Annotated in this window: 14 protein-coding genes; 11 read left to right on the top strand and 3 right to left on the bottom strand. The window is 68.4% G+C overall.

Annotated elements, in window-relative coordinates; all coding sequences use genetic code 11:
- Positions 1-346: 346 nt before the first annotated feature.
- The 6 genes from ACFXIV_RS06535 (at position 347) to ACFXIV_RS06510 (ending at position 6,959) form a co-directional block, all read left to right on the top strand.
- A complete protein-coding gene (locus ACFXIV_RS06535) occupies positions 347-1,048 on the top strand; it encodes a hypothetical protein (protein ID WP_379421221.1) in 702 nt (233 codons plus the stop codon).
- A 47-nt stretch (positions 1,049-1,095) separates the two neighbouring features.
- Entirely contained in the window at positions 1,096-1,704 is a 609-nt protein-coding gene (locus ACFXIV_RS06530) for a TetR/AcrR family transcriptional regulator (RefSeq protein ID WP_379398145.1), read from the top strand.
- An 83-nt stretch (positions 1,705-1,787) separates the two neighbouring features.
- Complete coding sequence (locus ACFXIV_RS06525) at positions 1,788-2,939, top strand: acetyl-CoA C-acetyltransferase (RefSeq protein WP_379421226.1); 1,152 nt, start codon at positions 1,788-1,790, stop codon at positions 2,937-2,939.
- 119 nt (positions 2,940-3,058) lie between these two features.
- Positions 3,059-4,900: a multicopper oxidase family protein gene (locus ACFXIV_RS06520; RefSeq protein ID WP_379398143.1), complete on the top strand. Its 1,842-nt coding sequence runs from the start codon at positions 3,059-3,061 to the stop codon at positions 4,898-4,900.
- Between the two features lie 67 nt (positions 4,901-4,967).
- On the top strand, positions 4,968-5,375 hold the full coding sequence (locus ACFXIV_RS06515; protein ID WP_379398141.1) for a hypothetical protein: 408 nt from the start codon (positions 4,968-4,970) through the stop codon (positions 5,373-5,375).
- Positions 5,376-5,579: 204 nt separating this feature from the next.
- Entirely contained in the window at positions 5,580-6,959 is a 1,380-nt protein-coding gene (locus tag ACFXIV_RS06510) for a uracil-xanthine permease family protein (protein ID WP_379398139.1), read from the top strand.
- On the opposite strand, the gene ACFXIV_RS06505 is transcribed toward ACFXIV_RS06510, so the two are convergent.
- Positions 6,948-7,826: a metallophosphoesterase gene (locus tag ACFXIV_RS06505; RefSeq protein WP_379398137.1), complete on the bottom strand. Its 879-nt coding sequence runs from the start codon at positions 7,824-7,826 to the stop codon at positions 6,948-6,950. The two genes, ACFXIV_RS06510 and ACFXIV_RS06505, sit on opposite strands and share 12 nt — an antisense overlap.
- Before the next feature lie 85 nt (positions 7,827-7,911).
- Here ACFXIV_RS06505 and ACFXIV_RS06500 point away from each other — a divergent pair, with 85 nt between their 5' ends.
- Positions 7,912-8,745, top strand: coding sequence for an SDR family oxidoreductase (locus ACFXIV_RS06500; RefSeq protein WP_379398135.1), 834 nt, complete (start codon positions 7,912-7,914; stop codon positions 8,743-8,745).
- Positions 8,746-8,797: 52 nt separating this feature from the next.
- On the opposite strand, the gene ACFXIV_RS06495 is transcribed toward ACFXIV_RS06500, so the two are convergent.
- Positions 8,798-9,709 carry an SDR family oxidoreductase gene (locus ACFXIV_RS06495; RefSeq protein WP_379383150.1) on the bottom strand — a complete coding sequence of 304 codons (912 nt, stop codon included), beginning with the start codon at positions 9,707-9,709 and terminating at the stop codon, positions 8,798-8,800.
- Between the two features lie 28 nt (positions 9,710-9,737).
- Positions 9,738-10,532: an SDR family oxidoreductase gene (locus tag ACFXIV_RS06490; RefSeq protein WP_379383149.1), complete on the bottom strand. Its 795-nt coding sequence runs from the start codon at positions 10,530-10,532 to the stop codon at positions 9,738-9,740.
- 50 nt (positions 10,533-10,582) lie between these two features.
- Here ACFXIV_RS06490 and ACFXIV_RS06485 point away from each other — a divergent pair, with 50 nt between their 5' ends.
- From ACFXIV_RS06485 to ACFXIV_RS06470, 4 genes are read left to right on the top strand one after another with little or no spacing between them, the layout of a single operon-like run.
- Complete coding sequence (locus ACFXIV_RS06485; RefSeq protein ID WP_354831217.1) at positions 10,583-11,347, top strand: enoyl-CoA hydratase family protein; 765 nt, start codon at positions 10,583-10,585, stop codon at positions 11,345-11,347.
- Positions 11,348-11,362: 15 nt separating this feature from the next.
- On the top strand, positions 11,363-12,241 hold the full coding sequence (locus tag ACFXIV_RS06480) for a CoA transferase subunit A (protein ID WP_379398133.1): 879 nt from the start codon (positions 11,363-11,365) through the stop codon (positions 12,239-12,241).
- Entirely contained in the window at positions 12,241-12,999 is a 759-nt protein-coding gene (locus ACFXIV_RS06475; protein ID WP_379398131.1) for a CoA-transferase subunit beta, read from the top strand. Before ACFXIV_RS06480 ends, ACFXIV_RS06475 begins: the two co-directional genes overlap by 1 nt.
- Complete coding sequence (locus tag ACFXIV_RS06470; protein WP_379398129.1) at positions 12,996-14,075, top strand: NAD(P)H-dependent flavin oxidoreductase; 1,080 nt, start codon at positions 12,996-12,998, stop codon at positions 14,073-14,075. Before ACFXIV_RS06475 ends, ACFXIV_RS06470 begins: the two co-directional genes overlap by 4 nt.
- Positions 14,076-14,306: the final 231 nt, after the last annotated feature.

The following is a 14,306-nucleotide window of genomic DNA, read 5'->3' as shown; positions in this document are numbered from 1 at the left end:
GAAAATTCTCCGGCCCGCCTGAAAACAGGCGGGCCGGATGTTTTTGCCAATTCTTGAATGCTCCGTCGATTGGTTCGCGGCGCGTCTCGTTCTGGACTGCGGCTTGATAGACCTCCGCCTTGGAGCGGGGGAGCGAAGCGGAGGAGCGGAGGAGGGAAGAACGAGACCTTCAGCGCCGCGAACACGCCCGGAGCGGAGCGGAGGGCAATATGGCACCGAAAAATGGCTGGCGCGTCGAGGGTGTGGTTGTGCAATCCTGGTTTAGGCCGGTACCGCTAGTCGAAGGGCACGACCCATGGGTCCGGATCGCCGACAACAAGCAGCCCCAGCACACGCCCATGAGGAATTGGAACTCGAGCTGGTGCGTGAGGTCGTTCTAGCGCGCCGAAGACTCGACAATGTCGTTCTGGCCGCACTGACTTTGGGTGCGGAATTACTGGATCACGACTCCGAGTGCGCCACCGCCATGCGGGCGGCGCAGATCCTGGAAGAACACGCCGTGGACGAAACCGACGTGACACGCGACCCGCGTGGCGCGTTGCGGCGGGACATGGTGCGCGATCGCGAGCGCGCCCGCCGCATCGGCCTGTCCCGGATCGGGTTTTCGGACAGCGAGGCGGATCAGCGTCGCCGGAAAAGGACGGCCCTGCTCTGCGAGGTCCGGGCCGATCTGCTGGAGGTGGTGCGCAACTGCCGCCGCCTGCGCTACGACCATGCCGCCTTCACCGACGGTATCGCGCAGGGATTATGTGCTGCCACAGACAAATTGGTGGTGGGCGCCGATATGGAGACCTATCGGGCCTGGCAGCGGGGGATGGTCCTCAAGCTCATCGAGGAACCCGGTCGCGACGGCATACCGCCGCGGGTCATGGCCACCGTGGACGCCGGGCCGGGCCGGGAGCCGCTGACCGTCGAATGGGACAGTCCCGAACGGCGGTTGGCGCTGGTGGCGCGGATGGCGCGGGCGGGGGTGTCACCCGTGCTCATCTGCGATCGCCTGCTGGCCGACCTGTCGGTCTCGTCGCCGCTGCGGTATTCGATGCGCTGAGCGGGAGGCAGGTGGACCAAGCAAATGCTTGGTTGTATATTGACGGGGTGACCCAACCTGACCCCTCCAAATCAGCACGTCGCACCGAGCTGCTCGGCCTGGCCGCGAATCTGTTCGCGGAACGGGGCCTGCGCGCTACCACGGTTCGTGACATTGCCGACGCGGCGGGGATTCTATCCGGGAGTCTCTACCACCACTTCGATTCCAAAGAAGCCATGGTGGACGAAATCCTGCGCGGGTTCCTCGACGACCTCTTCGGTCGCTACCGCGAAATCGTGGCGGCCGGCGTCCCCGCCCGCGACACGCTGGAAGCTCTGGTCACCGCTTCCTACGAATCCTTCGACCGGTTCCACGCGGCCGTCGCCATCTACCAGGCCGAGGCCAAACGACTCAGCGGCACACCGCGATTCGACTACATCGCGGAATACAACAGCGAGTTCCGTGAGCTCTGGCACCAGGTGCTGACCAACGGCGTCGCCGACGGCAGCTTCCGGCCCGAGATGGACATCGAACTGGCCTACCGGTTCCTGCGCGACACCGTCTGGGTGTCGGTGCGCTGGTACCAGCCCGGCGGCCGGATCACCGTCGACAACCTCGCCAAGCAGTACCTGACCATCGTGCTCGACGGGCTCACCAGCCCCGAGAAGCGCACATAACCAACTCTCAGCGACAACTTCACCGCAGCAGCAGCCAGTAGGAGTTCCCCATGTCAGCACCGTCCCGCCGTCAGTATTCGCCGATGCGTGAGGCGTATGTGATCGACGCCGTGCGCACGCCGGTCGGCAAGCGGGGCGGCTCGCTGGCCGCCGTGCACCCGGCCGATCTGGGCGCCACCGCCATCAAGGGGCTCATCGAGCGCACCAACCTGGACCCGGCCGCGGTGGACGACGTGGTGTTCGGCTGCTGCGACACCATCGGCCCGCAGGCCGGAAACATCGCGCGCACCTCGTGGCTGGCCGCGGGCTACCCCGAGTCGGTGCCGGGCGTGACCGTGGACCGGCAGTGCGGTTCCTCGCAGCAGGCCATCACCTTCGGCGCCCAGGCCATCATGTCCGGCACCGCCGAGGTGATCGTGGCCGGCGGCGTGCAGAACATGAGCGCCATCCCGATCTCCGCGGCCATGCTGGCCGGGCAGGCCTACGGCTTCGACTCGCCGTTCGTCGGCGCGCAGGGCTGGGACCACCGCTACGGCACCGGTGAAGTGTCGCAGTTCAATTCGGCCACCATGATCGCCGAGAAGTGGGACATCTCCCGCCGCGACATGGAGGAGTGGGCGCTGCGCAGCAACGAGCGCGCCCGCAAGGCCATCGTGGACGGCAAGTTCGACCGCGAGATCGTGCCGGTGGGCGACTTCTGGATCGACGAGTGCCCGCGCGAGACCACCCTGGAGAAGATGGCCGGGCTGCAGCCGCTCGCCGAGGGCAGCCGCATCACCGCGGCCCTGGCCAGCCAGATCTCCGACGGCTCCAGCGCCACCCTGCTGGCCTCGGACTGGGCGGTCCAGGAGTACGGGCTCACCCCGCGGGCGCGCATCCACCACGTGAGCGCGCGCGGCGCGGACCCGATCTACATGCTGACCGCGCCCATCCCGGCCACCAGGTGGGCGCTGGAGAAGACCGGTCTGACCATCGACGACATGGACGTCATCGAGATCAACGAGGCCTTCGCCTCGGTGGTGCTGGCCTGGATCAAGGAGACCGGCGCCAACCCCGACAAGGTCAATGTCAACGGCGGCGCCATCGCGCTGGGCCACCCGCTGGGCGCGACCGGCGCCAAGCTGTTCGCCTCCCTGCTCAACGAGCTGGAGCGGGTGAACGGCCGCTATGGTCTGCTCACCATCTGTGAGGGCGGCGGCACCGCCAACGTCACCATCATCGAGCGCCTGGGCTAGTCCAGATACGGCGTTTCGGAAGCGGCACACCGAGTTTCGGTGTGCCGCTTTCGTATCCGGGGCCTTGCAATGTTCGCTATCGTCGAACGACAGGCCGGTTGAAAGCGAAGTTGTCCGGGGTGGGGACTGTGATGGACGAGTACCTGCCGAGAAGAGTTTTCCTCCTGGGGGCCTTCGGTTTAGCGGGCATGGGCTACATGGCCGCTGCGGCCGCCGATCCGGTCCCCCTGCCCCCGCCGCCCGTGCCGCTGCCCCCGCTGCCCCCGCCGACGTTCACGCCGTTCAACTACCATTCGCCCGCGCTGCAGCCGTTCGTCGACGACCTGCCCATTCCCGAAACACGGCGGGCCGCAGGGGAGTTGGCGGCCATCTCGGGAACTCACCGCTATCACCGGGAACTGCCGGAGACCCGCAGCTGGGGCTTCGGGCAGCCGGTGCTCGGGCCGAACCTGGAGGCGCATCGGGATCAGGTGGCGCGTATCGGTTTTCGCAATGAGCTGGGCACCCATGTGCTGGCCCAGCATGTGGACCTGACCATGCACGGCGTCACCGAGCTGGATCGCACCGATCCGCGCTTCACCGTGCACCTGCACGGCGGCGCGAATTCGCCCGACTCCGACGGACATCCGCTCATCGGTTGGCGCAATGGCGGCGGGCCCAGCTTCGCGTACGGCAACCGGCAGGAGGCCGCGACCCTCTGGTACCACGACCACGCCATGGGGATCACCAGGTTGAACATCCAGGCCGGGCTGGCCGGAATATATTACCTGCGGGACGAATTCGACACCGGCCGCGACGGCAACCCGATCGGCCTGCCCAGCGGCGAGTTCGAGATCCCGCTCATCGTGCAGGACCGGACCTTCAATGCCGACGGCAGCCTGCAACCCATGGTGGCCACCTATATTCCGCAGGGCTACAACCAATCCGGGCAGCTGGGGGACGTGTGCTGCGTGAACGGCGTGGTGTGGCCGCGGCTCGAGGTACGGCGCACCGTCTACCGGTTCCGGCTGCTCAACGGCTCCAACTCGCGGCCCTACATCTTCGAGTTCTCCAACGGCATGCTGTTCTTCGCGATCGGCGGGGATCTGGGCCTGCTGGACCGGCCGGTGCCGACACCGTCGATCCGGGTGAGCCCCGGTGAACGGGTGGACCTGCTCGTCGATTTCGGCGGCCTCGGCGACGGCGAGACCGTCGACCTGATCAATACCGCCGAAAACGATTTCGGCAATGCCGTGTTCATGGCCCCCGAGCTGCGGCCCATCATGCGCTTCACCGGCGCGGGCGACGGTCCGGCCCACGACATCCCGCGACTGCTGCGGGGCGGCCCCGGCCTGCCCGACCCGCTGGAGCCCACCTACCGGCCGGGCTCGGTGCGCACGGTGACGCTACTCGGCCTCAATGACGATTCCCGGGCCGCGGCGGTCTTCCCGACCATGATGTCGCTGAACAATCTGCCCTTCCTGAGCTCGGACATCGATACGGCACGGGCCGGGACGGTGGAACAGTGGGACATCGTCAACACGACCCCGTTCGACCACCCCATCCACCTGCACCTGGCCCGGATGCGGGTGATCGGCCGCCAGCCCATGCTCACCTCGGCCTACTTCTTCGCCAACTACCCGCCGGCGTTCGGTACCCGCTGGGCGCCCTCGGCCGACGGGTTCGCCATCGGGCCCCAGCAGGGGCCGCCGCCCTGGGAAGCCGGGTGGAAGGACACCATCGAGTGCCCGACCGACACCATCACCCGGATCCTGGTGAAGTGGCCGTCGGTCGAGGAGCTCGGCTTCGATCCCGATGCGGTGGTTCCCGTGCCGCCCGGCGCGGAGGCCATGGCGCCCACCGGTGCCGGCATGGCGGGCGGGATGGCGGATACCCCGGAGATCCACGGCTACGTGTGGCACTGCCACAACCTCGACCATGCCGACCACGACATGATGCAGCAGATCCGCGTCCAGCCCTGACCTCCGCAGGGTGCGCGAAGTTGCCGGGATGCCACGGCATTTCGGCCGGGATTCCTACACTGCGTGCATGTCGAGATCGGTGCAGGGCCGGTTCGAGGAGATAGCCCGCAAGGCCCGGCGGGTACAGGACGCCATCGACGGCGTGCGGGCTCGCGCCGACGTGGACGGGGTGCGGATCGTGGTCGCACCGGACGGCCGCATCAAGGCCCTCGAGCTACCGGATTCGCGGATGGCACAGGCGATTTCGCATGCTCACGAACAGGCGCTCGCGCACGCGCTCGAATGCGCCGATCGCCTGCGCGGTGAACTCACCGCAGATCCCGCGGTGGCGACCGCCTGGCGTCTGTTGATGCGACCGGTCCCGGAGTTGTCGAAAACTGCTGCGCCGCACGATGACTCGGCCGCGTCGCAAGTGGATGCCCCGAACCCGTACGCCCTGCCCGCCGCCGTCCGGCACCGATACGGCCTGCTCTGAACCGATCGGCGTACCCGCGCGCCCGGCGGGTTGCGGGACGTTGCCCAGAGCTGTGAAGACGGCCCGCCGGGCCGGCCCGGCGGGCTCGCACCGCACCGGCCGGGCTCGGCGGGCCAGGCGGGGAGCGCGGCGCGAGCTGGGGGTTTGCTCGGATTAGGATGGCCGCGGACTTGTTTCGGGCCTTCGGGAGAAAGCGGGCGGTTCATGGATCTGGGTGTCCGCTGGAAGGTGCACGGCGACGGGCGCTCGCCCGCGCCGGGGGCGGTGGTGCGGCCGGACGAGCGGCTGTCATGGCCGCGCACCTTCGGGCTGGGCGCGCAACACGTGGTGGCCATGTTCGGCGCGAGTTTCGTTGCGCCCGTGCTGATGGGGCTCGATCCCAACCTCGCCATCATGATGTCGGGCGTCGCGACCGTGCTGTTCCTGCTCGCCACCCGCGGCCGGGTGCCCAGCTATCTGGGCTGCTCGCTGTCGTTCGTGGGTGTGGCCGCGGTGATCCGGGCGCAGGGCGGTAGTAGCGCGACGGTTACCGGCGCCTGCCTGGTGGTGGGCGCCGCGCTGTTCCTGATCGGCCTGGCCGTACAGCGGTTCGGCGCGCGCATCATTCACGCCGCCATGCCACCGGTGGTGACCGGCGCGGTGGTCATGCTCATCGGCTTCAACCTGGCCCCGGTCACCGCCTCGACCTACTGGCCGCAGGATCAGTGGACCGCGCTGCTGGTCATGCTGTTCACCGGGCTGGCCGTGGTGGGCCTGCGCGGATTCTTCGCGCGCATCGCGATCTTCCTGGGCCTGGTGTTCGGGTACGGGCTCTCGTGGGTGCAGGACCGGGTGTTCGGGCAGATCCATTCGGCCGACGGCAGTGGCAAGGTCACCGATCACTGGCGGCTGGATCTGTCCGGTGTGGCCAAGGCGGATTGGCTCGGCCTGCCCAGCTTCCACGCTCCGTCCTTCCAGTGGTCGGCGGTGCTGGTGGCGCTGCCGGTGGTGATCGCGCTGGTCGCCGAGAACGCCGGGCACGTGAAGGCGGTCGGCGAGATGACCGGCGCCAACCTGGACGACAGGCTCGGCACCGCCATCGCCGCCGACGGCGCGGCCTCCATGCTGTCCACCGCGGTCGGCGGCCCGCCCAACACCACCTATTCGGAGAACATCGGCGTCATGGCCGCCACCCGGGTGTACTCCACGGCCGCCTACTGGGCCGCCGCGTTCTTCGCGCTGCTGTTCGGCCTGTGCCCCAAGTTCGGCGCCATCGTCGCGGCCATTCCGGGCGGCGTGCTGGGCGGGATCACCGTCATCCTGTACGGCATGATCGGCCTGCTGGGCGCGCAGATCTGGACCAATGCCCGGGTCGATCTCCGCAATCCGCTGAACCTGGTGCCCGCCGCCGCGGGCCTGATCATCGGCATCGGCAATGTGAGCATGAAGTTCACCAGCAACTTCACCCTGAGCGGCATCGCCCTTGGCACCCTGGTCGTCATCACCGGCTACCACGTGCTGCGCGTCTTCGCGCCCGCGCACTTCAAGGGGGAGGAGCCGCTGCTCGACGAGGGCACCTCCTCCTACGACGAATCAGGCAGGTAGCGAACGGGGTTCGGCCGCGGCCGGTCCGTCCGCCTGCTCTCCGGCGTAGGGCAGCTGCAGCACGTACCTGGAGTGTTCGGACGAATACTCCAGGTACTGCGAGGCTTCCGGGTCGCAGGCCAGTCCCTCGATCCGGGTCCACTGCCCGTCACCGGAGGCGATGGTGTCGGTGTAGCGGACGTGCAGGTGGCCGTGGAACAGCACGCTGGGCCGCAGCGCCCGCACCACCCGCTGGATGCGGTCCTGGTTGGGATAGCACTCGTCCTTGTCCTTGCGATTCCACTTCGGCTGCGAGGCGCGCGGTTTGTCGTGGGTGAGCAGTACGTCCACCGGTGAGCTGTCGGCATCGAGCAGGCCGGTCAGCTCGGCGTCGGTCATCTCCTCCTCCGGAAACCACAGCATGCCCGCGGTCTCCGGCCGCTTCGAGGAGCCGTAGCCGCGCCGCTTGGCGACCTGCTCGGCCTTGCGGGCCTCCCGCGCCAGCCGCCAGCCCTTGTCGGTGGAGCGGGCCCCGCCGAAGGCGGCGAAGCTGGTGCCCTCCCAGGTCCAGCGGTGCCCGCGCGGGGCGTACCGGAGGTGCTTGCGGCACACCAGGAATCCCTCGTCGTCGGGATGCTCGTCGTAGAGCTCGTGCAGCAGCGAGCTCTTGTCGTGGTTCCCGTCCAGGAAGTACACGGTGACCCCGGCGCGCTTGGCCGCCCTGTTCACCACGTCGAAGTACCGCCGCCCCGAGTGCATGTGCTCCCACGCCCCGAAGTCCCCCACGGCGAACACCCGCGCGCAGTCATTCCGCGCCGCGACCCGTATCAATGCCAGCGCATGCGCGGTGTTCCCGTGCAGGTCTCCGACAATCAGGACATTCCCCATCGCCACATGGTGGCACCCCCGTCCCCGGACGGCATCCGCAATTCCCGGACGCCGCTTTCGGCCGGCCCGAATTAGGCTGACCTCCATGAACTCTGTGTTGGTTACCGGCGCGGCGCGCGGCATCGGCAAGGCCGTCTGCCTGCGTCTGGCGCAGCAGAACTGGCAGGTCTACGCAGGCGTCCGCAAGCTCTCCGACGGTGAGGCGCTGGTCGAGGCGGACTCCCGCATCACTCCGGTCGTCCTCGATGTCACGAATCCCGACCACATCGCCGCCCTCGACGAGGTGCTGCCCGCCGACCTGACGGCCGTGGTCAACAATGCGGGCATCGTCGCCGACGGTCCGGTCGAGCTCCTCGATCTGGACGCCCTCCGAAACCAGTTCGAGGTCAATGTCTTCGGTGCGGTCGCGGTCACCCAGGCCGTCCTACCGCGCCTGCGCGCCACCCGCGGCCGCGTGGTCTTCATCTCCTCGCTGTCCGGCCGCATCTCCACCCCCGGGACCGGCGCCTACAACTCCTCCAAGTTCGCCCTCGAGGGCCTGGTCGACGCCCTCCGGGTGGAGCTGCGCCCCTGGGGAATCCACACGTCCCTGATCGAGCCCGGCCCGATCGCCACCGACCTCTGGTTCGGCGCGACCGACATGGTCGACACCACGACCGCCCACCTCACCGATGCCCAGCGCGAGCTCTACAGCGCCCACCTCACGGGCCTGCGCAAGATGTCCCAGCAGGTCCCGAAGATCGCCGCCCCCGTCGACTCGGTCGTCAACGAGATCGAAAAGGCTCTCACCGCGAAGCGCCCCAGGGCCCGCTACATCCCGGGCCTCGCCGGAAAGATCCAGGTGGTGGCCACCTCACTCACCCCGACCCCGATCCTGGACACCGTCTTCGCCCTGGTCTCCGGCATCCACAAGAAGTAGCGGGCACAGCGCAGCGTTGGGCCGGAGCAGAGGCCCGGAGAGGCGGGGGAGGTTACGCGCCGTAGACCGGCTCCGGGGTGGTGGCCTTGGACAGCAGGTCGCGCACGACCGGGCCCAGCTCGGCCGGCTCCCAGCGGGCGCCGCGGTCGATGGAGACACCGTGGCGCCAGCCGTCGGCGACGGTCACCTTGCCGCCCTCGACCTCGAACATGCGGCCGGTGACACCGGCGGAATCGGCGCTGCCCAGCCAGACCACCAGCGGCGAGACGTTTTCCGGGGCCATGGCGTCGAAGCCGTCCTCGGGGGCGGCCATCATGTCGGCGAAGACCGTCTCGGTCATGCGGGTGCGGGCCGCCGGGGCGATGGCGTTGACGGTGATGCCGTAGCGCGCGAATTCGGCCGACGCGGTGAGGGTCAGGCCCGCGATGCCGGACTTCGCGGCGGAGTAGTTGCCCTGGCCGACCGAGCCGAGCAGGCCCGCGCCGGAGCTGGTGTTGATGATGCGGGCCTCGGGGGTGCGGCCGGCCTTGGCCTCGTTGCGCCAGTACTCGGCGGCGTGCCGCATGGGCGCGAAGTGGCCCTTGAGGTGCACCTTGATGACCGCGTCCCACTCGTCCTCGGCGAGGTTGACCAGCATCCGGTCGCGGACGATGCCGGCATTGTTGACCAGCACGTCCAGGCGGCCGAAGGTGTCGACGGCGGTCTGGATCAGGCGGCGCGCGCCCTCCCAGTCGGAGATGTCGTCGCCGTTCACGATGGCCTCGCCACCGAGGGCCTTGATCTCCTCGACGACCTGCGCGGCCGGGGAGTCCGGGCTGGGCGCGCCGTCGAGCTCGGCGCCGAGGTCGTTCACGACCACCTTCGCGCCGGCGGCGGCGAAGGCGAGGGCGTGGGCACGGCCGATGCCACGACCGGCGCCGGTCACGATGACGACGCGGCCGTCGCAGATCTTGTTGTCGGTCATATCGATTACCTCTTCGTGTTCGATCGGTCTAGTGGCCCGAGACGGCGGGGACGTCTGCGGTGGATGCTTCGAGGAAGGCGGGCTTCTCGCCGCCGCCGTGCACCAGCAGCGCGCTGCCGGTGACGTACGCGGCCAGGGGCGAGGCCAGGAACGCGGCGGTGCGACCGATGTCCTCGGGCGTCGCCATGCGCTGCATGGGAACCGTTCGGCTCACCGAGGCGATGCCCTCCTCGTCGCCGTAGTGCAGGTGCGAGGACTCGGTGTTGACCAGGCCGCAGATGACGGAGTTCATCCGCACCTTCGGAGCCCACTCCACCGCGAGCGACGAAACCAGGCTGTCCACACCGGCTTTGGCCGCACCGTAGGCCGCGGTGCCGGGGGAGGGCCGATGCCCGGAGACGCTGGAGATCATCACGATCGATCCGCCCGTCTCCTGCTTCTGCATGACCTCGTTGGCCACCTGCGAAACCAGCAGCGGCGCCAGCAGATTCAGCTGCACGATCTTGGCGTGGAAGTTGGCGCTGGCGTCGGCGGCCAGGGCGAAGGGCGCACCACCGGCATTGTTCACCACGGTGTCGAGCCGCCCGTACTTCGCGACGATGGCCTCGATCAGTCCGCGCACCGAGTCCGGGTCGCGCACATCGCACGGCAGGAAGTCGATGCCGCGGCCATTGCTCTCGACGGGGGTGTCGCCGGGCCGTCGCGCGCAGGCCACCACGGTCGCGCCCGCGTCCAGGAATACCCGGCTGATGCCGGCGCCGACGCCGCGCACGCCGCCGGTGACCAAGACGACCGAGCCGGACAGGTTTACTTCGATTCCCACCGTGATAACCTACCAAGCACTTGCTTGTTTTGCCAACGATGGGACATTCGATGGGGATCAACCGTCACACCGAAACCGAGGGCGTCGAAGTCGTCACTGTCGACTACCCGCCGGTCAACGCGCTGCCTTCCGACGGCTGGTTCGCCCTGGCCGACGCCGTCACCCAGGCCGGCCGCAACCCGGAGACCCGGGTCGTCGTGCTGCGCGCCGAGGGCCGCGGCTTCAACGCGGGCGTGGATATCAAGGAGATGAACGCGGACACCGGGCACACCGCCCTGATCCGCGCCAACCACGGCTGCTTCGCCGCCTTCGCGGCGATCTACGACTGCGAGGTTCCGGTCGTCACCGCCGTGAACGGCTTCTGCCTCGGCGGTGGCATCGGCCTGGTCGGCAACTCCGACGTCATCGTCGCCTCCGACGACGCGACCTTCGGCCTCCCCGAGGTCGACCGCGGCGCGCTCGGTGCGGCCACCCACCTGGCGCGACTGGTCCCCCAGCACCTGATGCGGACCATGTTCTACACCGCGGGCACCCTCACCGCGCAGCAGCTGCACCACTACGGCTCGGTCTTCAAGGTGGTGCCGCGCGCCGAACTCGACGCCGCCGCCATGGAGGTCGCCAAGAACATCGCCAACAAGGACGGCCGCGTCATCCGCGCCGCCAAGAAGGCGCTCAACGGCATCGACGTGCAGGACGTGCACCGCTCCTACCGCTTCGAGCAGGGCTTCACCATGGAGCTCAACCTCGCAGGTGTGGCCGACGAGATCCGGGCGCGCTTCGACGACGACCTGGCCGCTCAGAAAAAAGCAAAGTAGAAGGGGCGAAACACTATGCGCGACAAGCGAATGAGCCTCGACGAGGTCGTCGGTGAGCTTCGCAGCGGCATGACCATCGGCATCGGCGGCTGGGGTTCCCGGCGCAAGCCGATGGCCTTCGTGCGCGCCCTGCTGCGTTCGGACATCACCGATCTGACCGTCGTCACCTACGGCGGCCCGGATCTGGGCCTGCTGTGCTCGGCGGGCAAGGTGCGCAAGGCCTACTACGGCTTCGTGTCCCTGGACTCCGCGCCGTTCTACGACCCGTGGTTCGCCAAGGCCCGCACCGAGGGTGCGATCACCGTGCGCGAGATGGACGAGGGCATGGTCAAGTGCGGTCTGCAGGCCGCCGCGGCCCGCCTGCCGTTCCTGCCCATCCGCGCCGGATTGGGTTCTGCCGTCATCGATTTCTGGGAGGGCGAGCTCGAGACCGTCCAGTCCCCGTACGCCGATGCAGACGGCCGCCGCGAAACCCTCGTCGCCATGCCCGCTCTGAACCTGGACGCCGCCTTCGTGCACCTGGACCTGGGTGACAAGCACGGCAATGCCGCCTACACCGGCGTCGACCCGTACATGGACGACCTGTACATGCTCTCCGCCGAGAAGCGCTACCTGTCGGTGGACCGGCTCGTCGAGACCGAGGAACTGGTGAAAGCCGTTCCGACGCAGGCTCTCATCCTCAACCGCATGATGGTCGACGGGGTGGTCGAGGCCCCCGGCGGCGCGCACTTCACCTTCTCCGGCAGCTACGGCCGCGACGAGAAGTTCCAGCGCCACTACGTCGAGGCCGCCAAGACGCCCGAGTCGTGGGCCGAGTTCAAGGCTCGCTACCTGGACGTGTCCGAGGCCGAATATCAGGCCGCCGTCAAGGCTTTCGCCGAGGAGCAGAAGTAATGACCGACACCACCACCGTTACTCGGGCCGAGATCTGCGTCGTTGCCGCCGCCGAGATCTTCCGGGGCGCGGGCGAGATCATGGCCTCGCCCATGTCCACCGTCACCACCATCGGCGCGCGGCTGGCGCGGCTCACCTTCGAGCCGGACCTGCTGCTGTCCGACGGTGAGGCGCTGTTCTTCGCCGAGATCCCGCCGATCGGCGGCAAGGCGCCCATCGAGGGCTGGATTCCGTTCTCGAAGGTCTTCGATGTGGTGAATTCCGGTCGCCGCCATGTGGTCATGGGCGCCAACCAGATCGACAGGTACGGCAACCAGAACCTGTCCGCGTTCGGTCCGCTGCAGCAGCCGACCCGGCAGATGTTCGGTGTGCGCGGCGCGCCGGGCAACACCATCAACCACGCCACCAGCTACTTCGTGCCCAAGCACAACAAGCGGGTGTTCGTCGACCAGGTCGACATCGTCTCCGGAATCGGTTACGACCAGGTCGATTCCGAGAACCCGGCCTACCGCTTCCACCACCTGCACCGGGTGGTCTCGAACCTGGGCGTGTTCGACTTCAACGGCCCGGACCACACCCTGCGCGCGCTGTCGCTGCACCCGGGTGTGACCGCCGACGAGGTCGCGGAGAACACCTCCTTCGAGATCGCCGGGCTGGCCGACGCGGGCGAGACCCGTTTGCCCACCGAGGAAGAGCTCACCATCATCCGGACCGTGCTGGACCCCAAGGGCTTCCGTGAGAAGGAAGTGACGGCATGACCGCGCAACGGCTCAAGACGCCGCTGACCGAACTGGTCGGCATCGAGCACCCGATCGTGCAGACCGGCATGGGCTGGGTCGCCGGTCCGGGCCTGGTCGCGGCCACCGCGAACGCCGGCGGCCTCGGCATCCTCGCCTCGGCGACCATGACCCTCGACGAACTCGAGGTGGCCATCGCCAAGACGAAGGCCAAGACCGACAAGCCCTTCGGCGTGAACATTCGCGCCGACCTGTCGGACGCGCCCGACCGCATCGACATGATGATCCGCGACGGCGTGAAGGTGGCCTCCTTCGCGCTGGCTCCCAAGAAGGAGCTCATCGCCAAGCTCAAGGACAACGGCGTGGTCGTCATGCCGTCCATCGGCGCGGCCAAGCATGCGGTCAAGGTCGCCTCCTGGGGCGCTGACGCGGTGATCGTGCAGGGCGGTGAGGGCGGTGGCCACACCGGTTCCGTCGCGACCACACTGCTGCTGCCGTCCGTCCTCGACGCCGTCGACATCCCGGTGGTCGCCGGTGGCGGTTTCTTCGACGGCCGCGGCCTGGCCGCCGCGCTGTCCTACGGCGCGGCCGGCGTCGCCATGGGCACCCGCTTCCTGCTCACCCAGGACTCGAGCGTCCCGGACTCGGTCAAGCAGGAGTACCTCAAGCGCGGACTGCAGGACACCGTCGTCTCCAAGAAGGTCGACGGCATGCCGCACCGCGTGCTGAACACCGAACTGGTGGACAAGCTGGAGCATTCGAGCGGCCTGCGCGGACTCACCGCCGCCGTCTCGAATGCCGTCAAGTTCAAGAGCATGACCGGCATGAAGTGGTCGACCATGATCAAGGACGGCATCGGCATGCGGAAGCAGAAGGGCCTCACCTGGTCCCAGGTCATCATGGCCGCCAACACCCCGATGCTGTTGAAAGCCGGTCTGGTGGAGGGCAACACCCACGCGGGCGTGCTCGCCTCCGGCCAGGCCGCGGGCATCATCGACGACCTGCCCACGGTGCAGGACCTCATCGACCGCATCATCACCGAGGCCATCGAGCGCATCGACAGCCTCAACACCTACCGCGTCAGCACCACCGCCTGACGCGTCCCCGAACGTGCGCGGCCACCACAGCCCGACCGCGCACCCGGATCCGGCCAACCCTCGGATCCTTGCGCGCGCCCATCCGGCGCGCGCCGAGCCGTCCCCGGAACCTCTCGCCCGGGGGCGGCTTCGCGCGTTTATCGACCCACCACGCAACGTCGGGGCGCCTTTGTGCGGATCCGTGTCGGGTCGGCCGGGGCACCTGCGAGTTAGCTGCCTTTTGCCTGATTT

The sequence above is a fragment of the Nocardia sp. NPDC059236 genome (genome assembly GCF_042754085.1).
In the GTDB taxonomy this organism is placed as follows: domain Bacteria; phylum Actinomycetota; class Actinomycetes; order Mycobacteriales; family Mycobacteriaceae; genus Nocardia.
The sequence above is the reverse complement of the archived record's forward strand: the minus strand, read 5'-3'. Positions and strand labels throughout refer to the sequence as shown.